Source organism: Coriobacteriia bacterium (assembly GCA_018368455.1).
Lineage (GTDB): Bacteria > Actinomycetota > Coriobacteriia > Coriobacteriales > UMGS124 > JAGZEG01.
Window position 1 is genome coordinate 173349 of the sequence record JAGZEG010000002.1, and the last position, 20183, is coordinate 193531.

12 protein-coding genes are annotated in these 20183 nt (G+C 66.9%); 4 read left to right on the plus strand and 8 right to left on the minus strand.

Annotation, left to right across the window (positions count from 1 at the left end):
- Positions 1 to 84: 84 nt before the first annotated feature.
- From KHZ24_02000 to KHZ24_02010, 3 genes are all read right to left on the minus strand, one after another.
- Positions 85 to 2013 carry a carbohydrate-binding domain-containing protein gene (locus KHZ24_02000; GenBank protein ID MBS5449977.1) on the minus strand — a complete coding sequence of 643 codons (1929 nt, stop codon included), beginning with the start codon at positions 2011 to 2013 and terminating at the stop codon, positions 85 to 87.
- An 823-nt stretch (positions 2014 to 2836) separates the two neighbouring features.
- Entirely contained in the window at positions 2837 to 4186 is a 1350-nt protein-coding gene (locus tag KHZ24_02005) for a helix-turn-helix transcriptional regulator (GenBank protein MBS5449978.1), read from the minus strand.
- 579 nt (positions 4187 to 4765) lie between these two features.
- On the minus strand, positions 4766 to 6577 hold the full coding sequence (locus tag KHZ24_02010; GenBank protein ID MBS5449979.1) for an FAD-dependent oxidoreductase: 1812 nt from the start codon (positions 6575 to 6577) through the stop codon (positions 4766 to 4768).
- 826 nt (positions 6578 to 7403) lie between these two features.
- Here KHZ24_02010 and KHZ24_02015 point away from each other — a divergent pair.
- Both KHZ24_02015 and KHZ24_02020 read left to right on the plus strand, forming a co-directional pair.
- Complete coding sequence (locus tag KHZ24_02015) at positions 7404 to 9017, plus strand: molybdopterin-dependent oxidoreductase (GenBank protein ID MBS5449980.1); 1614 nt, start codon at positions 7404 to 7406, stop codon at positions 9015 to 9017.
- A 15-nt stretch (positions 9018 to 9032) separates the two neighbouring features.
- Complete coding sequence (locus tag KHZ24_02020) at positions 9033 to 9842, plus strand: molybdopterin-dependent oxidoreductase (GenBank protein ID MBS5449981.1); 810 nt, start codon at positions 9033 to 9035, stop codon at positions 9840 to 9842.
- Between the two features lie 494 nt (positions 9843 to 10336).
- On the opposite strand, the gene KHZ24_02025 is transcribed toward KHZ24_02020, so the two are convergent.
- Complete coding sequence (locus KHZ24_02025; GenBank protein MBS5449982.1) at positions 10337 to 11902, minus strand: MBL fold metallo-hydrolase; 1566 nt, start codon at positions 11900 to 11902, stop codon at positions 10337 to 10339.
- A gap of 396 nt (positions 11903 to 12298) precedes the next feature.
- Here KHZ24_02025 and KHZ24_02030 point away from each other — a divergent pair, with 396 nt between their 5' ends.
- Positions 12299 to 13711, plus strand: a complete 1413-nt coding sequence (locus tag KHZ24_02030) for a hypothetical protein (GenBank protein MBS5449983.1) — start codon at positions 12299 to 12301, stop codon at positions 13709 to 13711.
- Positions 13712 to 13772: 61 nt separating this feature from the next.
- Here KHZ24_02030 and KHZ24_02035 read toward each other — a convergent pair whose 3' ends face one another.
- Positions 13773 to 13928, minus strand: a complete 156-nt coding sequence (locus KHZ24_02035) for a hypothetical protein (protein ID MBS5449984.1) — start codon at positions 13926 to 13928, stop codon at positions 13773 to 13775.
- A 467-nt stretch (positions 13929 to 14395) separates the two neighbouring features.
- Here KHZ24_02035 and KHZ24_02040 point away from each other — a divergent pair, with 467 nt between their 5' ends.
- Entirely contained in the window at positions 14396 to 15766 is a 1371-nt protein-coding gene (locus KHZ24_02040; GenBank protein ID MBS5449985.1) for a DUF3825 domain-containing protein, read from the plus strand.
- Positions 15767 to 15820: 54 nt separating this feature from the next.
- Here the strand turns inward: KHZ24_02040 and KHZ24_02045 are convergent, their stop codons facing one another.
- From KHZ24_02045 to KHZ24_02055, 3 genes are all read right to left on the minus strand, one after another.
- Complete coding sequence (locus KHZ24_02045) at positions 15821 to 16474, minus strand: HAD family phosphatase (GenBank protein MBS5449986.1); 654 nt, start codon at positions 16472 to 16474, stop codon at positions 15821 to 15823.
- Positions 16475 to 16642: 168 nt separating this feature from the next.
- Entirely contained in the window at positions 16643 to 18202 is a 1560-nt protein-coding gene (locus KHZ24_02050; protein MBS5449987.1) for an FAD-dependent oxidoreductase, read from the minus strand.
- A gap of 220 nt (positions 18203 to 18422) precedes the next feature.
- Positions 18423 to 19943, minus strand: coding sequence for a hypothetical protein (locus tag KHZ24_02055; GenBank protein MBS5449988.1), 1521 nt, complete (start codon positions 19941 to 19943; stop codon positions 18423 to 18425).
- Between the last annotated feature and the right edge of the window lie 240 nt (positions 19944 to 20183).

Sequence of the window (20183 nt, forward strand, 5' to 3'; positions counted from 1 at the left end):
CAAAAGGCCGAGAGGCACATCCAGAACTGGACTGCCCCTCGGCCTTTCTTTACCGTCCGATGCACCTGCTTTGACGTTGCGCGCTTACTCCGCCACCGCCGTCACGCCGGAGAAGGCGTTGACCTTGTCCTCGAGGTAGAAGACGTCGATCGTCTCGGCAGTGGCGTCAGCCGAGGACGAACCGTCGGCGCCCGCGGAGGTCGAGCTTGGTGCGGCCGCGCCGCCCTCGGTACCCTGCGAAGCGGGAGCCTCAGCCGACATCGAGCCCGCAACGGCGCCCGCGTCCCCCACGGGCATCGCGGGCGGTTCTCCGTCCGGCGCGCCCTCGGAGCCGGTACCTCCACTCGGAGGCTCGACGCCCTCGGGGAGCTCGGGCGGCTCGCCTTCCGTACCACTCGGCGGCTCCATGCCCTCGGGAGGTTCGCCCGGGAAGCCCTCGCCGCCCATGCCGCCAGGGCCGCCACCCATTCCCATGCCGCCACCGGGGCCACCGAACCCGCCGACGGACGTCCCCGTATACGCCTGCTGCGCTCCGCCCTCATAGCCGGTCACGCTCGCCGCGTCGTAGACACCCTCAACCTCATCACCGCTCACGACGCCACCGATATACACGTGGTACGATCCGCCGACCTCGAAGTTCGCGCAGCTAAGCACCGCACCCTGGTAGCTGCGGATCTGCGTACCGGCCACCTCGTCCTCGGAGGGGTCGTATGCGAACACGACCGTGCCGTCCTCATCGGTCACGACGATGACGTCCCCGGCGTCCTGAGCGGCTGCGAACTGCAGGTTCATCGTCACCTGATCGGAGTCGCTCTCTGCCCAGTCCATCGTCGAGCCCAGCGCTATGACCGTACCGCCGTTGACATAGGCGCCGCACGTGGCGTCGAGACCCGAGTCAGAGCGCGGGTTGGCCATCGCAACGACCGTACCGCCGTTGATGACGAGCCATCCGTTGGAGTCGATGCCGTCGCCCTCATCGCCCAGGCCGCCCATAACATGCAGGCTACCACCGTTGATCGTGCAGACGGAAACGTTGTCCTCGCTCGTGTTGACGGCGTCGTCCTGGCCAAGCACGCTGATGTTGCCGCCGCTGATCGTCAGGTGCAGCTCGGAGCCCAGCCCCTCGTTGTCGCCGACGATGGCGAGCCTACCCGTCCCCTGCTCGCCGCCGTCGATGTTCATCGACATGAACGAGTGAAACGCGCCGTCGATCTTCCAGAGCTTCTCCTGCGTGCCGTCATCCTTGTAGATACGCGCGATGTGCGAGCCAGTAACCGTGTTCGTCGAGCCGTCGGCGACGATGACGTTGGCACCCGCGGCGGACGTGTCCACCTCGGAGGTCGCGGTCTCCTCGCTGGCCTCCGCGTCGCACTCGTACACGTTGTAGAACAGCACGGCCGGCGCGACTGGGCAGGTGATGTCGAGGCCATCGAGCACAAGCGTCACAATAGCAGCGGGGTCATCGGCAGCCTCCCCGCCAAGGTCGACGGCGATCTGGCCGCTCGTGAGCTCGCCAGTCAGGCGATACGTGCCCGGCGTGGCGATATGGACGACCGTCACCGCGGCGGCCTCCTCGGCGGAGTGGCGGTCCTCCTCGGTCCCCTCGCCGTATGCGTTACCGCTGTCGTACGTCTCGCGATCCTCATAGTACACGACGTCATTGGCGACATACACGCCCGAAGCGGCAGCGTCAGCCGAGGTAGGAGCCGGTGCGCCATCCACGGTGACGCCCGTGTCGGAGACCTCGACGAGCACCTCACCTGCCGAGCTGGCAGCGCCGGAAGCCGCCGTCTCGCTCGCCAGCGCGACACCCGGGATCGCAAGGGCAAGCGCGGCGCCCACGCCCACGACGAGTTCGCGGCGCGTCAGACCGGCGCAGCGGCGAGCGCGCAAGGCCCGCCCCGCACGGTCGTCGTTCAACACAACGGCTGCCGTTACAGAGGTACCTGCGAGCCCGACCTCTTCGGTGCTTCGAACGACGGGGTTCGTTTGTGTGGCATGTGCGTTCGTCATCTTGGTCACGTCCTCTCGTAGCCTGGGAAAGCGCGCGAAGCCTGTGCCGCTTCGTTGGCGAGAGTGTACGAACGTTAGCTGAAAGAAACCTTCCGCAGCCGGAGCCCGAGGCCGGGGGCTCCGCCGCGGCACAGACAGACGGGCATCCCCGCGCTGCGTGTCCAACGTACCCTCTGCAACGCGTACGTCATAAGCAGGCATTTTGCTGCTGGTCTCGCCTGCTTGCCCCAACATCTGCGCCGTTCCTGAAAGTAAGGTAAGGTTGACGGAGATTCTCGTGAGGGAGTTTTCCGATAGCGCTGGACTCCCCGGAGTCCGTCAGACAGTCCCAAGCAGAGATCAAGCACGGGTGGAAGGCTCCCGCACAGGCCCGACTGCAAAGAAATCGCGTCTCGATGGCCAAAACGCGGCGCCATGCATGGCCGGGCATTCCACTACGCAAGCCGAAGTGACATGCCGTCCGATTAAACCCCAGGCAGCGCGCTCCCCTGTACCTGCGTCCGGACTTCCGAAGCATCGCTCCCGGCGGGACACCCATACACGACAGGCCATCTTGGCCACGAACACGCCCGCGGGCTGCAGCTGCGCTCCCCGGGCCCCTCGCGCGGCGGCCCGCACCCCGTTCGAGCAAAGTCAGCGCAGCCGGCCGCAAGCCCCCGCCGGGGAGCCCCTCCCAGCCACAACGCGCGCAGCGAAAGGCAGGCAGGTCAGCCCGCAGTCGGCGCTACGGAGAGGCACGTGCCGCCAGATGAGGCACCCGCGATAGCAGAGGTCTCCCGGGTCAGCCCGCACTCGACGCGGCGGAGGAGGGCGCACGAACCCGCTAGCGTCCCGCTGCCTCGTCCAGCGCGGCGAGCAGATCCTCCCGACCCGAGGTGCCCGTCTTCTGATAGATATGGTTGAGGTGGGTCTTCACGGTGTTGCGCGAGATATGCAGGGCGCCCTCGATGTAGGCAGCGTTGTGGCCCGCCAGCCACACCTGGAGGATCTCCGTCTCGCGCGGCGTCAGCCGGCAGCGCTCCGCCAACGCAAGCACGGCCTGCTCCTGGCTCGTGCGCTGCGGCGCGGCAAACGACTCCTCCGAGATGGCAACCCGCCCATTGAAGCTCGCGAACAGCAGGCACGCCACGACGAGAGCCGCCAGCGCGACAACCGCGCCAAGAGCGGGATCATAACCGATGCCCGCCGAGACGACGAGCCCGAGTACGACGCCCGCGAAGCACGCCGCCGACAGCGACGCCACCAGGCCGAGAGCGGGCAGACGCTTGCGGTGAGAGCAGTCCACCATGAGCACCCACACCAGGCAGAACACGCCGGATAGGCCGAGCGCCGCCACGGCAAGCGCCAGGCTGGCAAGCCCCATGGATCCCGAACTGCCGGCAACGGCCGCCCACACCAGAGGGCCTTCCACGATCCTCGAGGCGACACCCACGGCGCAGAACGCGAGCACGACGCCGAGCGCCACGAGGGGCAGCGTCGCGTAGAACAGGCGCATGATGCGCCGGGGACGCTCAAAAGCCACAAACGCGCACCCCAGCGCCATGGCAGCACCCGGCAGTCCCACGGCGCCCCATTCGGTGAGGGGTCCCGTTCCACCCCAGAGCACCTCGGGCAGCAAGGGCGCGCAGCCGCACACGGCGGCCATCGTCACGAGCGCGCACAGCACGAACATGCGCGGCGAGTAGTCGTTCAGGATGTTCGCGAGCAGCTGCGGCGTCGAGATGTCACCCGCATATGACACGTAGAACCGGGTACCGCGCGGCGGGCGCAACGTCAGGGCACCGACGGCGGGCATGAGCAGGGCGATGGGGGCGGCAATACCTTCAGGCAGCAGGCAGAGCACGCCAAACAGCGCGACGCCGAGCGCGCAGAGCACCGCCATGCCGAGCAGGGCCTCGCGCACCCCCTGCGCCGCGAAGAACTCCTGCCACGCCAGCGCCAACCACATAACGCCGGCGCCCGCAAGCAGCTCTCCGGCCCATATCACCCAGGGATCGATCACGCCCACGGACAGCATCAGCCCGCACGAGCCCGCCGATGCCAGCACGCCCAGCGCAAGGTTCGCACCCCAGCGACGCGAGAGCGGCACGATGCGCAGCGTCACGAGCAGGACAGCAAAAGCCGCCAGGGAGGCGCCAAGGCAAACAGGCACAAGCGCGGCAAGCCCGCTCATCACGACACCGCCGCGCGCAAACGGCCCGGCGAGAATGGCGACAAACCAGCAGACCAGGCAGGAAAAGCCAAGGAAGCGCGTAAAGGGGCGTGGCAGGGGAAATCTGCCTCGAGCGACGTCAGCGACCGAATTGCGCGGCCCTGTCGAACCGGGCGCCGTCTCTCCCGTCCTCGCAGGCCTGTCCCCGCCAGCACCACTCATCGCCCGCGCTCCCCCTTCGCGACCGCCCGCAGGAACGGCATCCCCGTCCCTGCGGCAGGACCTCGCCCAACAGGCCCCGACTGTATCGCAGCGGGCAACCTCGGGCAAGTCAGGGAAAGCTATGGGCACCCGGGCCTTCCGCAGGAGGGAGCACAGACCCGGAGCGCGAGCGAAACGGCAGCGGAGAGCCCAACCGCAAAGCCCGCATCGCTCCAGCATGAGCCGAAGGGGCTGCGAGCCTCGAAAAACCTCGCCGTCGCCCCCAAAGAGAGCGCGCCACAAAAGCGCGGGCGCCAAGGCTCTCGCCCCAACGCCCGCGCCTCATCGCGAGGTATTTTCCGTTACCGTGCGCGTATCACGCCAGCCGCGAGGGGCCTCCTACGCGATGCTCCCGTCGGCAAGGCCCTCGGCCAGCAGACGGCCCTCCGTCAGGCAGAAGCCCAGGCTCATGCCGGACAGCGGCGTGGAGTACTGCACGACGAAGCGGTTGCCCGCGTTGTTACCGGCAGCAAACAAGCCGGGGATCGGCTTGAGGTCGCTGTCGAGCACGTGATACTGGTCGTCGATGTCGAGGCCCGTCGTCTGGCACAGGCCGGGGTTCATGGCCGTCGTGCTGCCGACGACCGCGTAGAACGGCGCCGTGTCGAGCTTCGTGACGGCGAGGATGCGCGGATCCTTGGCGAAGTCGTCGTCCTGGCCTGCGGCAGCCATCTCCTGATAGTGCTTGAGCTCAGCGAGCGCGGCAGCCTGCTCGTCCTCGCTCCAGCAGCCCACAATGCGCACGAGATCCTCAAGCGTCTCGGCGCAGTACACGTCAGGCTGGCTGGAGTAGGCGATGGCCGTCGTGGGCTCGTCGCCCGGCTTCACGGCCTCCATGCTCTCGACCGTGGCAGGCCAGCCCTTCTCGCGACGATAGTCGACGGCCTCGTGGCACGGCGGCATCGAGTAGACGAGATCCTGCCAGTTGGCGTCGGCGATGGCAACGACCGAGCCCTTGGGCTGGCGAGGCACCATGTAGGCCGAGCCCTCGGCACCACCGGCGCACTCGTCGCAGAAGCGCTTGCCGTTCTGGTTCAGCATGACATAGCCGGGGCCCCAGGGCGCCTCCGGGCCGGCCTGACCCGTGTTCATACCGGCGTGCGGGCCGACCTCGATGTGGCCGCCAGCCCAGACACCCATGGCGATGGCCGAACCGTCGCGCTCGAGGAACATAGGCACAGCGGCAGCGAGCTCGATGTCACCGAGGCTCTCGGCCAGGTGACGGTACTCGTCGTTGATGTCGCGCATCATGTCGACGTTGCCCGCGAAGTCGCCGCCCGTCAGGATGATGCCCTTCGTGCCGGTCAGACGGCTATAGGTGCCGTCGGCGCGGTTGAGCACGACGACGGAGACCACGCGGCCGTCGGCGTCCTTCTCCAGGTACTCGGCGTGCGAGCTGAACAGCCACTGCGCGCCCAGCTCCTGGGAGTCCGTCTTCTGCTTCGTCATGAGCTCGTTCCAGCGCCACTCGGACAGGGCCATGTCGGGGTCGCGGAAGATGACGGTGCCGAGGTAGTACTTGTAGCCCGAGGGATCCATGACGATGCGCTCGTCAGGCGGGCAGGACGTCACGTGCATCCCGTGCTCGTCCATCCAGGCCTCGCCCATCTCGTCGATGGCGTCCTGCAGGAACTGGCCGGAGTGGTCGACGTAACTCTTGATGATGCGCTGGTTGGAGCGGCCCTGGTTGCGGCGATAGACCTCGCGCATGAAGTCCTGCGGGTCGATCTCGACAGCGCCGTGGGCAAGGGCCCAGGGGTTGTTGATCGTGCCAACCTCGCCGCCGATATACATGTGGGCAGCCTCTTCCTGGCTCTCCACCACCGCGACCGTCAGGCCGTTCTTTGCGGCGTGCTTCGCGGCCCACGTACCGGCCTGGCCACCGCCCACGATGACGACGTCGAACGTGCCGCCGTCAGCGATGTCGGCATCGGCGACGGGCGCGGGGGCCGTCTGCCAGGCGGCAGCCGCCTCAGACTGCCAGCGATTCGCCGGCGCGGCGGCGGGGGCGGACTCGGCGTCCTTGGCGTCCGAAGACGCCTCGGCGGCCAGGGCCTGCGTGGCGGCGGCGGACAGCGCGACCGTGGCAGCGGCGCCGGCCACAAAGCTGCGGCGCGAAACGGTGTTCGACGTAGCGTTCGTGTTGCTCATTGCGTGACTCCCCTTCGTAGTTGGGTGCGGCGTGTAGGCGCTGGATGCGCCCGCCGCCGGCAGCGAACGATAACGATGATGCGTCGCACCCCGCGGCACGCCATCAAACCCAAAGGGCGAATCCGCCGGTCAGATGCATATACAACCTCTGGGGTGATGCGCCGAAAGCGCCGACGGAGAGGGTTAGGACGCCTCGCCAAGCGCCCGTCCCTCTCCGGCCACGCCGTCACGCGCCCTTGGAGGGGCCGCAGGCGTCCGCCAACTCTGCGACCCCCTGCAGCGTTGCCGGCGTACGCCTCAAGAGAAGCCAGGGCGGCAAGAATCGGCTCGAGTGCGGTATTTCCGCCGAGTCCTTGGCAAGAATCTGCGCTAGTGCGGTGCGACCCCTAGCAATCCGCGGCAAAACTCCAGGTCGTGCTCCAGCAAGCGGAATCTTCCGTGGACTCCGGCAAGGTTTCCGCAGGTTCGAGAGGCCCGGCCGCTGCCAGTGCACCGCACTAGCGCAGATTCTTGCCAGACAACTCCGGAAAATACCGCACTAGGAGGATTTCTTGCCGCAGCCCCGTCGGCCAGGGCCGACGCATGCCCCTTTCGCCCCCATAGACCCTCGCGGAACCAATTCCACCGTCCACCGCGTTTCAGGCGCTCGCAGCATTTTGTGAACTTGTTGTGTAGAGTTGACATATGATAGTCAGGTACCTACAGAGCACGCGGCTGCCCCGAGGGGAGGCAGGCGCATCCAAGGGAGAGGAGGTTCGGCGCGGCCCGGAACAAAATGGTTGCCGGGGGATGCGATCCGCAAGCACAAGGGGAGGAGAGCGCAACCATGCGACACGAGACCAGGGGCGCGGCACCGGGGAGTGCAAGCGTCCACAGCTCCATCCGAGGCGCGCTGGCAGCGACGATTCTGCTCGCCGCACTGGCGCTGCCGATCGCCGGCACGCAGGCGCTCGCCAGTGAGGGCGCCGACAACCCGGACCAGCTTGCCGAGGTGAGCGGATTCCCGACGAAGGGCCGCTTCATCGACGGCATCTCGGCCCTGCCCGACTTCTACGAGAACAGCGCCAAGAACGCGGCGAACGCCGAGGCGGAGGCGCCCGAGCGCTTCACCGACCGCAACGGCTTCACCGTCCAGCGCACGCCAGCCGACCCCGTCAGCTACAACAATACGTACCTGGACGCCGATAACCGCGGCTGCACGTCGTGCCACACGCTCGAGAACGCACTCATGAGCCTGCCGACGTACCACCGCCTCATCATCTTCGGCTATAACACCGAGCAGACGTACGAGAACTGCGTGGCCTGCCACTCCGACTCGTACTCCGGCCGCAGCCTGGCGGACTCGCTGCACACCATCCACCTGTCCAGCGCAGCCTTCACCGGCGCCGATGCCGGCAGCTGCCAGTCGTGCCACTACCTCAACCCGGCCACCGACTCGTTTGAGCTGTGGGACGAGGTTAAGTACGACGTGCTCAAGGGCTTCACCGACGTAGCCGCCGAGGAGGCCGTCGCCGAGATCACGTACGACCAGACGACGCTGACGCCCGCCGAGAACCGCTACTACAAGACGATCATCGACGAGCCGAGCACGTGGCTGACCGATGACTCTGTCGTCGACGAGTCCATCTACGAGAACTGGGTCATCTCCATCGATGGCGACTGCGCCAACCCCGTCGAGATGACACTGCCCGAGATGGTCGAGAAGTTCGGCACCGTCAAGCAGGTCATGAAGAACGACTGCACAATCAACGGCGTGGGCCAGGCCACGATCATGCAGTGCGAGGTCGAGGGCATCCCTGTGTCCGCCATCATCGAGTACGCCCAGCCCAACGAGGGCGCCAACATCCTGAGCCCCATCAGCACCGACGGCTACAACTACGCGCAGATGAGCCTGGACTGGCTCATCGAGAACGACGCCATCATCGTCACGAAGATGGACGGCGAGCCCCTGCCCAACTCGCAGGGCTATCCCTGCCAGCTCTGGGTCAACAAGACGTCGGGCGGCAACTTCGTGAAGCGCCTCTCGAACCTGACGTTCATGACCGTGCCGGAGGACCAGCTGAACTCGCAGCTCTACCTCGGTGAGTTCACCGACAACCGCACGGGCATCGCCTACAGCAAGCCCAACGCCGGCGTGCTGAACTACCCAAGCGGCGTCGTGCTGAGCGGCGACGAGGCTACGACCGTGCACCTCGAGGGCTTTGCCGACGCGTGGAACGAGCCGATCGAGCGCGTCGAGTTCTCGTTTGACCACGGCGCGAGCTGGCTGTCGATGGACACGCCCGACAACAACGCCGACCTGTGGACGTACTGGCGCATGGACTTCACGCCGCCTGCCGAGGGCGCGTACCTGCTCACCATCCGCACGACGAGCCTGGCGGACGACGGCACCGAGCGTACGTGCCAGTACGACACCAACTTCATGTTCACGGTTGAGTAGGGGGAGGCACACGCGATGAAGGCAACGAACCAGAGGACGCGCCGCACTGTGGCGACGCTCGCCAGCCTTGGCATGGCGGCCTCGATGGCCACCTCCTCCCTGGCCGTGGCGTCCGAAGCACCCGATACGAGCAGCGCCGGAATTCCCGACGCCAAGGAGCGCGTCAGCGAGGTGCAGGCGCCGAGCAAGCTTGTCGAGGCGTCTGCCGAGGGAACGTTCGCGTACGACCAGACCACGGTCACGCCCAACGAGGACATCCGCAAGGTCCAGGGCAGCAGCGCCGTGCTGTGCGGCGCGCGCGAGGCGTCGTCGTACGCCAACCCCCTCGCCTGGGAGATCGCCGTGTCGGGCGACGTCGAGAACGCATTCTCGGCGCCGGTCGAGGAGCTCGTGGGCGAAGAGTCCGTCAACCAGCTCATGACATGCTCGTGCGGCGGCAACCCGGCTAACGGGCGCGCCATCGTCACGGCGGGCGTCAAGGGCATCCCAGTGGAGTACCTGCTGGCGCGCGCCGGCGCCGAGGCGACCGCCAACACCGTGACGTTCGTGGGCGCCGACGGGACGCGCGTCGCGATGCCCATCGGGTACGTGCTCGGACGTCACGCAGTTGTGAGCTGCGAGATCAACGGCGAGAACCTCGAGCAGTCCGTCGGTGGTGCCAACCAACTGTGGATGGCCAAGACGCCGGGCAACTACTTCGTTCGCGACGTCGTCGAGATCGTCGTCTCGACAGAGGACGAGGCGAACGTGCCGGCGGCGCCGGGCTCCGAGGACGAGCACCCCAACAGCCCAAACGCCGGCATCCTGGCAGCATCCGTGGCGTAGGGATCGGCACGGGCTGGCATCTCCGGCAATGGCGCACAAGGGCCCCGCACGTTCGCAAGCAAGAGCGTGCGGGGCCCACTCGAAATCGGCATCCGAAGGCAGCAATTTTCCGCGCGGTGCCAGCCACTCCATCGTCGAGTGCACACCCCATGCTAAGAAATGCCGTTCGGGAGACGCCGCGAAAGCAGCCCTGCTAGAAAATGCCGATCTGGCGATCCCGAACCCCCCGAAATCCCCCTCCACGCCTCTCCGACGGGCCTCTTCGGCACAAACCCACAGGTAATCCTCGACCAAAGCCCATGCGACGGTCGCCCAACCGTTATTTCTTAGCAGGCACCCCAAAGAGGCGTCACCTAAACGCACTTTCTTAGCGCTGGGCCGTCAATCCTCGCTCCTACCCGGCGCCACGGCAGCAAACAAGAAGGCCCCGCGCGCCCAATTCAAGGGCAAGCGGGGCCTTGCGCGGAACCGACGAGCGAAATGTGCCCGCGGTCTTACGCCGTGATCTCCTCGAACTGGTCGGGGCCAACGCCGCACACCGGGCACTTGAAGTCAGCAGGCATCTCGGTACCCTCGTAGACGTAGCCGCACACCTTGCACTTCCACTGGCGCAGCTCGGCCTTGATCTCCTCGGCCTCAGAGCTCGCGGCGTCACCCTCGCCCGAAGCGGCCTTCGCGCCCGAGTCGTCGCCAGCCAGCGAGGCCGCGATCGCCTGCGCCATGGCCTCGAGCTCGGCGACGTTGTCGGCGCTCGTCGTGGAGCGCAGCGTCACCATCGTGCCCACCTCGGTCATGTCGGGCATTTGGGCCACGATGTCCTTCATAAGCTGGCCAGACGCCGGCGACCACGAGCCGTTCTCGATGAACGACACGTGACGGTTCTGCATGTTGTGCGCCACGAGATCGTTCAGGAAGTTCTTCATATTCGTGAAGATGCCCATGTTGTACGTGGCGCTCGCGAACACGAGGTGGCTGCAGCGGAACGCCTCGGCGATGAGCCAGCTATCGTGCGTCTTGGAGACGTCGTACAGCTTGACGTTGGCCACACCGGCGTCGGAGAGCTTGCTGGCCAGGATGTTGGCTGCGTTCTCCGTGCCGCCGTAGATGGAGCCGTAGAAGATGGCGACGGCCTGATCCTCCGGCGTGTAGCTGCTCCACTTGCTGTACTTGTCGAGGATCCAGCCGAGGTCCTGACGCCAGATGGGGCCGTGCGTCGCGCACAGCATCGAGATGTCGAGCGTGGCGGCCTTCGTCAGCACGTCCTGCACGTTCTGGCCGTACTTGCCCACGATGTTGCAGTAGTAGCGGCGCGCCTCGGCCAGCCAGTTGTCGTCCTCGGTGAAGTTGACCTGGTCGGCGAAGATGTTGCCGTCGAGCGCGTTGAACGTGCCGAAGGCGTCGGCCGAGAACAGCACGCCGTTCGAGGCGTCGAACGTCATCATGACCTCGGGCCAGTGCACCATGGGTGCCTCGACGAAGGCCAGCGTGTGCTTGCCCGTGCTCAGCGTGTCGCCCTCGGCAGCCGTGATGAGGCGGTCGGAGACGTCCAGGCCGAAGAACTGCTGGATGAGCGTCGCGGCGGCAGCGGTGCACACGACCTTGGCCTGCGGGAAGCGCGAGAGCACCTGCGAGATCGCGAAGCTGTGATCGGGCTCCATGTGGTTGACGATGAGGTAGTCGACGGTGCGGCCGTCGAGCACAGCCTGCAGGTTCTCGAAGAACTGGCCGGTGATGGAGCGGTCGACGGTGTCGATGAGGGCAACCTGCTCGTCGAGCAGCAGGTAGGAGTTGTAGGCGACGCCCTGCTCCAGCGGGTAGGCGTTCTCGAACAGCGCGATGCGCTTGTCAGAGCCGCCGACCCACCACAGGTCGTCGGCGATCTGGCGAGCGTTGGCACGGCCCGAGAAAATGTCGTTGATCTTCGTGGCGGTCGCAGCGTCGGCAGCGGCCGAGGACTCGGCGGCGTTGGCGACGCGCAGGCTGCTCAGGGCAGCCAGAGCGGCAGCACCCCCGACCGTGGCCTTCACGAAGCCGCGACGAGACGTAGTGGTTTCAGACATACGATATCCCCTCTCCCCTGGTACAGAGCAGGCAGCGCCGCCCTCCGGAGCATAAAGTGCCCCGAGCTTGTCAGCACCTACCTACTTGCTTGCAAAATACTTCTCAATTGTACGCAGCTTCGGAACGAAAACCATCCCCCGTATACCATTCGCCTGCATATCCACACGTGGTGAGATGTCTTTTACCCGACAGGCTGCCCGCCCGTGCCCAGCAATCCACCGAAATGCAAGACCATCCGCGCGAAGTGGCAACCAGAAGCGCGTATCGTTTGCATACGGAACGCACGTGGGGTACATATGGAAAGAGTCGCGCCGGACGTACTCACACGCGAGAGACGGCCGGCGCAGGGCCACGCGACCAGCAAACTCCGTCGCCAAGCAAACGGGGGTACAACCATGCAGCTGAACGAGCCACCCGCAGCCACCAGCCTCAACGCCACCGGGGCGCCCCAGCCCCGTGCGACGCTCAAGACCGATGCCGGGCCGGCGTCCAGCGCAGACCTGAGCATGGCAGCGTGCGGGCCCAAGCTCGCACGCGCCCTCGAGCGGGCCGCCGTGCGCGACCTCGAAGCGAGCCGGCGAGACGTCTATCGCGCGCAAGACGACGAGGACCGCGAGCTCATCGAGCGCCTGCGCCTCGAGCGCAACGCCACGGTTGAGCGGCTCAACGAGCAGGCGCGCGAGATCGACGTCACCCGCGAGCTCGAGCTGAGTGCCCAGCGAGCCGCATGGGTCGATGCCAACGACATCGCCGCCGTGAAGCGTCGCGAGGCGCGAGCCGCCGTGAAGGAGGCACGCAAGCACGATGCCCCGCTGCGCCGCGCCTACCTCGAGGAACTGCGCCACGACCACAACGCACGCATCGAGCAGCTCGACGAGGAGCTCCACGCCCTGCGCGTAGCCCATGGTCTGGCCGAGGCCGAGTTGCGAGCGCCCTGGCTCGACGCTAAAGAGCGCACGCGCATAGCCAAGCGCACGATGCAAGCGGCGCTGTGCGAGCTGCGCGCCCAAGAGAAAGTTGAGCGCCCGCAGCGCATCGCCGGCGAGGACGCCGCGCGGCGCGAGCGCAACGAGGCGTCCGACAAGCGCTGGGAGGCCGCACGCAAGGCGACGACGGAGCATGCCGTCATGCAGGTGGAGATCCGCGAGGCGCGCCAGGCGGGCACCGGCGACCTCACTGCACTGCGCGCCCACGAGGCAGAGCTGCGCGCCCAGGCAGCACAGCTCGAGAAGGAAGCACGCGAGGGAGACCTCGCGGCCGCGAACAAGGCGTTCGAGCAGTGCCACGTGAGCAGCGTCAATCGGGCGGTCGCCCGGGCGGACCTGCGCTCGGAATGGCTGGCAGCGCGCCACGAGGCCGACATCGAGCGCAGGCGCTCCCGCGACGCGGTGCGAGCGTTCCGCGAATCGACGAAGCGTGAGATGTCCGAGGCCGAGGCGCGCATCCGCGCCCTGCGCAACGCCGAGAACGAGTCGTACGAGCAGGCCGTCAACGAGGTTTATCTGACGTGGGGCCTGAGCGAGGCCGAGCTGCGCAGTGAATCCCTTGACGCCCGCGCCTACGCCCACGAGCTCAAGCTTGCTGCGCGCGAAGCGAATCGCGCCTACCTCCAGCAGGGACGCGAGGAGGAAGCCGCGCAGCTCGAGGATATCCGTCAGAAGAGGAACGCCGCATACGAGAGCTATGCGCAGGAGGTTTTGGACATCCGCACGAAGCGTGGCGTCGCCCGGGCCGAAGAGCGCGAGTGCGCACGCACAACGGCACTCACGGTCTACGCCCGCTACCGGGCCGAGTTGGCCGGTGCGTAGGAGCAAGGTCGGCGCGTAAGAGCAAGTCGAAAATCCAGCGCCCCGTCGAAAGGCGGGGCGCTTACATTTTCAGGCTATTGCACAGCAGGCCCTGGCTGCACGAGACGCTCCAGTCCCACAGGGCGCGCTCGGCGTCGCCAGGGGCGTACGTTTCGAGACGCTCGATATCAAAGCCCCGGGTCAGTCCCTCGAGTGGAAGCATCGGGTGCGATGACACGAGCGGGCGCCATCGGTACACAAAAATCCCGCTAAGTGAATGTTTCTTCGCGGTCGCCTGCAAAAAACGGCGTCAAGTGAATGTTTCTTCCGGGCAAGGGCCGGGATTTTGGCGCGCCGGGAGACCCCTGCCCAGGAAAACCGCAGGTGAAATACTCGTGGCTAGCTAGTATTACCGGCAAAAACGAGGCCCTAGCGTCCAAGAAACGTGCACTTGAGGCCAAAACGAACACGGACGCCTCAAGAGCCGTGCACTTAACGGCTTTTTATGGCACGCGGCCGCACCCGGGCGCCGAGAAACGTGCCCATCCCGCACTGTGTACCCGCCACCGAGGTGCCAAATGACGCGTTGGCGCACCCCTCGCGCATCAAGCGCGCATCGTCCGGCGCGAAGAGACGCGCTACCATGGGGCCACACCTCCAGAACCAGGGCGCGCAGCCGCACGCGTCCCGCGAAAGGACATCCCCATGGTCACCCAGCCCGCCAGCGCAGTGCCTCCCTCCCCCGAACGTCCTCCCGAGCCCGTCAAAGCGTGTATCCCATCAGCCCCCGAAACCGAGACACCCGCCATCCCGCTCGAAGAGCAGCAGAACGTCTACCGCATCCTCGCCTCCCAGTTCCCCTTTGAGCAGGACATCCCCATGGCAACGGTGTCGCACGCACTCAACGAGGCCGGCGTCGACAGGGAGTCGTTCGGCTTCAAGAAGATGAAAGCCTTCCTTGCCGAGCTCACGAGCTTTCTCTCATTTACCGACATCATCGCCAACGGCGTACCGCAGCGCCTCGTGACGATCCACGAGCAGCCGGGCTGGGCCGCACCCACCACGAGCGCCCCCGAGACGGCAAAGCCGCGCCCCAGCCGCCCGCAGGCGTCCTCTCCGTCGAAAGAGCTCGAGCGCTTCGCCTGGCTGGGCTCTTGGAACAGCTTCCTCTCCCAGCTCGCCGCCATGGCGCTTCCCGAGAGCTGGGACTTCGATGCACCCGACGAGCGTCCCTCCGGGCAGAGGCCCTTCGCCATCCTCAAGAGCTTCATCTGCACGACGTTTTACCGGCTTAAGCTCGAGGACAAAGTTCTCGTCAACGAGGAGGGCACGTTCGCAGCATTCAACACCGGCCTGTTCGACCGCCGCTACGACGACATCTACGCATGCTTCGAGCCCTCGGGCGCAGGTGAATCCGACGAGCTGGCGCCCTGGAAGTTCGCTGGGCTGTGCACCTGCGGCGTGCGCACACTGGGCAAGCGCCTCGTCAGCACGTTCAACCCGCGCCCCGAGCCCGCATCGTACTTCGCGAGCAAAGACGACCTGCTCTACGACCTGAACCGCGAGCTCATCGTGGACTACGACCACATCCTCATCGACAACATCGCGCGACTTCCCATCGCCTACCTGCGCGACGAGCTGGGAGAGGATCCCGAGATGGTCGCCCTGCTCAGCGAGGCTGAGGCCCCGGACGTGGCACCCGAGCGCTATGCGGCCCTGCTCGGGCAGGTGGGGCGCTCCATACAGGCCAACCCGCGGCTGTTCCGCCGCCTGCGCTGGCGCCTGGAAGACGCAGTGGACGTTGCCAAGCGGCGCATCCGCTGGAACTACAAGACGGCCATCCCGTCGTACTACCCGCGCGCCAACACGATGAGCCTGCTGCTGCCGCTGTGCCTCCTCGAGGATGGGGTAGCCGACGTCGCACTCGTCGTGCAGCTCATGCCGTCGGGCGTCTACCAGGGACAGACGATCCTCACGATGCGCCAGGCGTACATGAACGCGCGACTCATCTGCCGCCCCGACAGCGACTGGCTCACGACCGTCGGGCGCGCGGACAGCGGAGAGGGCGAGGAGTAGGCCCCGGGTTCAGGGGCCAACCGCACCAGCCTCGAATCCAAGACCCGGCAGCGCCTACAGCTCCCCCGCCGCGAGCAGGTCGCGCACCTCAGAGAGGCTTGCGCAAACGCGGGTTGCAAGGGTACGGATCTCGTCGGTCGGCGCCATCGTATCAGGCACCATCACCGTGACGAAGCCGCCCGCAGCACCGGCGCGCACCCCAGGGAAGCTGTCCTCGAGCACAAGCGTGCGCGCGGGGACCGTGCCCAGGCGACGAGCAGCCTCGAGGAAGATGTCGGGCGCTGGCTTGGAGCGGGCAACCTGCTTACCGGGAACGATGGCCGCAAAGCAATCGGCGATGCCCGCGCGATCGAGGTTGTTGCGGATAAGCGCTTCGGGACTCGACGACGCCACCGCCATCGGGATGCCCTGGGCCGCCAGGTAGTCAAGCAGCCCGAACAGGCCCGGCTTGGGCGGCACACCTCGCGCGAAAGCGAGCTCGGCCTGGCGGTAAAACTCAGCGAACACGGCCTCGGCATCCACGTCGGCCCCGCAGAAGCGGCGGATGACGGCGAGGGCGGCGTCGCCGGTCGTACCGCGGGCTGCGTCGGGCATGCCGTCGGGCACGGTCAGCCCGAACGTCGCCAGCGCCGGCTCCCACAGCGTGCCCCACACGCGCTCGCTGTCGAACATGAGCCCGTCCATATCGAAAATGACGCCGTCGACCATGGGGTCGCCCCTCTCCCGTTTGTCCCATCCAAGCAGGCCAACCCGCGCTGCGGGTGCGCCCGGCGCCTAATCTACCGCAACACAAGCGGCCGGATGCCCGAGATGCGACATCCGGCCGCTCCACACATCACGCAGCGCTCGCCACAGCGCGCGCGGAGGCGTCCCTCCTTACGCAAGCACCGCCTTGCCGGCCGTGCGGCCCATCGAGACGGTCGCAAGCACGCCGGTGCCCGTCCCGGGGTAGTAGCTGCCCATGAAGCCGCCGACGACCTGGCCCGCGGCGAAGAGGTGCGCAATCGGCTCGCCAGCCGTGTCGAGCACGGCGCACGTAGCCGGGTCGACGCGCAGGCCGCCCACGGCGCCCAGGTTGTAGTCGTAGTTGCGCGTCGCGTAGAACGGCGCCTCGTCGATGGGCTCCATGCCGCAGCAGCGCGTCGGGAACTGCGAGTCCTTGCCGTCGGCCGCCATGTCGGCGTTCCACGTATCGATCGCAGCCTTGAGGTTGCCGGGGATAACACCCATCTGCTCGGCCAGCTCCTCGATCGTGTCAGCCGTCAGCACGGTGCCGCTCTCGATCTCGTCCGAGAGGTCGTCGCTCATCGGGCTCACACCACCGACGACAGCGCCACCCAGCGCGGCGGCCTTGCTGTCAAACACGCTCCACATGATGTGGTCCTCCTGCGCGAAGCCGGCACGCAGCACCCAGGCGTAGTGGTCGGACTCGCTCACGAAGCGACGCCCGTACTTGTTGACGAGAATGCCGGGGACCTCGGGCATGCCAGGTAGCGTGGGCGTGCCGCCGACATTGTTGCCCAGACCGATGAAACCGCCCATGCCGGTGAGGTCAGCACCAACGCTCATGCCCATGCGGATACCGGCGCCCGTGTTCGTGCCGACGGTGACGGCGTGGCTGTCGGCCAGTGCGGCGACCATGTGCAGGGAGAACGCCCTGGCCATGTCCTCGCCGCGATCGAAGCTGCACGTAGCAAGGATGACGCCCTTCGCGGCCTGGTAGCGCACGCCGTTGACGTCGACAACGCCCGTCACGACGCCCTCGCCGTCGACGACGAGATCAGCGACCTCCGTCTCCATGACAAACGTGCAGCCAGCCTCGTCACACGCTTTCTTGAGCGCGGCCACATGCCAGGCACCGTAGGTCAGGCCGTCCTCGTTGGCGCCGCTCGCGAGGTGGATACGGGGCTGCTGCAGGTCGGCGTCGACGTTGGGAATGACGCCGTTGCCGTACACCGTGTCGTACACGACGCCGAGGTCCTCCATAAACGCGATGCAAGCAGGGCCGTCGTCGCAGATGGACCGCACGAGCCCCTCGTCAAGCTGGCCCTCGCCCGCGGCAAGGTAGAAGTCGGCGTGCTTCGAGGTCGTGTCGCCAGAAACGCCGGCCGAGCTCTTCTGCAGGTCCGTACCGGCCGCCTGGATAACGCCCGACGAGTTGTTCGTGTTGCCGCCCACATTGGCCGCGCTGTCGATGAGGATAACGCTCGCACCCTCGCGCGCCGCGACGAGGCCGGCGACGAGACCAGCACCTCCCGCGCCCACGATGACGACGTCGGCGCTCTGGTCCCACGTGCCGTCATCAGCGGCGGGAGCGGCCACGGCAATGCCCGCCATCGCAGCAAGGCCAGCCGCAGCGCCCGCGACGCCGGCAGCCCCGCGCACGAAGGAGCGGCGAGAGAGCGAGGCGGATGGGACGTTCGTGTTCTGGGTCATGGGGATTCCCTTCTTCTCGAAACGGGGACGGCGCTCGTCACGCGCGAAGCCCGACGGCAGACACAGCCGCTTGCAGCTGGCTCGCATCAGCGCGCGTCACGCGTACGTTCGTACGAAGAGAGTATGGGAGCGAAGGAGCCCCGATGGCTATACCACTCGTCGTGGTAGACATCCTGAGCTGGGATGATAGCCAAGGATACCCATCCGTCGCGATAGGGGCCTACGCCCGCGCTGAGCCCCCGTCCCCGCCCGCGGCGAGAGCATCCCCAGCCCCTCGCCCCTCGATGAGGTCGATGAGCTCCTGCTGCGTGTGGATGTCCATCTTGCGGTAGATACTGCGGATGTGCGTCTTGGCCGTGTCGGGCGCGATGCCCAGCGAACGCCCGATGTAGGCCGCCGTCCGACCGCGTGCCAGCAGGCTCAGCACCTCCCGCTCGCGCGGCGTCAACGAGTGGCGACTTGCCAGGCCTGCGCAGGCTTCGGGGATCTCGTCGGTCGTCTCTGCCGGCTCACCCACCGCAAGCCATTGGCGCAGGGCGCTGCGTGGGTCGTTGAACACGAGCAGGACAGCCACAAAGAACGCCAGGACGATGGCCATGAACAGCAGGGCCGATGCCGTCTGGCCAGAAGAAGCGCCCTCCCCCTGCGCGACCAGAAGCCGGGTGCCCACGAGCATGCCCGGCACCTGAGACGCCTGAAACACGAGGTAGCCGAGGGCATACGTGCGCACGACGGGGCGATTGACACGCCGCGCAAGGTCACCCCAGTACACAACCATGAAGAAGTAGAACACCGCGAAGCCGAGCTCGTTGACGGTCGCGGCCAGCCACGTCGGCACGATCTGCACCGACGCCAGCGCAACGCCCGCCACCGTGGCGACAAGACCAACCGCATAGATCTGCGAAGCCCCGAATCGCGGACTCAGCCGAGCGCTCGCCAGCAGCATCACGAGGCCCGCCAGCAACTCGGAGCCCGCCATGCCAACGCGTGCGCGCAGGACATCCCCCGGCTGACTCAGGTCAAGCACGCCCGACATGAGGCCGAACGTGAGCCCCACGAGCGCCGGCAAGATGAGCAGGGTCCAGCTGAACGTGACGGCGTGGGCCGCGCCAGGAGGGGGCGGGGGCGTCGGGGCGTCGCCGAGCCGACGTGTTCCCAGCCAAGCCAGCCACGAGCACGGCAGGGAGCACGCCAGCAGAGCCGCGATCTGGACGGCCCCCTGGACCTGCGCAGGCAAGACGAGCAGCCCGAGAAACAGCCCCGTCGAGCTCACGAGCGAGAGCCCCATGTCCACGAGGCCGGTGCGCAGGCTCATACGCGAGAACATCTCGCCCCACGCTATCTTGAGGAAGCCGATGGCCGCACCGCCGAGGCACGAGCCCGCGACGAACGCCACAACGCCGCCCGTGAATGTCGAGATCGCGATGCCCACCGAGCCGGACGTCAGCAAGATGCCCGCCAGCGCCATGGCACCGCGCGAGCCGACGATCGTTGAGAGGGCGCCGCTGAGAAAGACGATCATCGTGAGCGCCGCAACGTTTGCGAGCAGCGTGATACCCGTCGGGATAGCCAAGATGCCGTCGAGCTGGGCGAGCACGGAGATCGACAGCCCCGTCTTGCCCACGAGGCACGACCACAGCCAGATGCAGGCAAAGCTCACCCAGCGCGGCCAGCCGCCCGTAAGCTCGGCGCGCACAACGTCGCGCCATGAGCCGTCGGGGGAGGCGTGCGGCGAAGTCATCGGATCCGCCACCAGATCAGAGGCGCCAGAACTCGCATCCCCTTCGATTCCAGCGGGACCCCGCCTCTTCGTCCTAGCCTCGCCCATGCCCACCTCGCCCCAAAACGTCGCGTGCCCCAAGGGCATTATCGCCCCTGGAGCACGCGTTGTGGAACATTTTGTTAGCGAGCCCAGACTCGGGCAGGCCCGTCAGATCTGGCGCGATCGGGGCCGGGTAAGCCCGTCAGAGATCCGCACGCG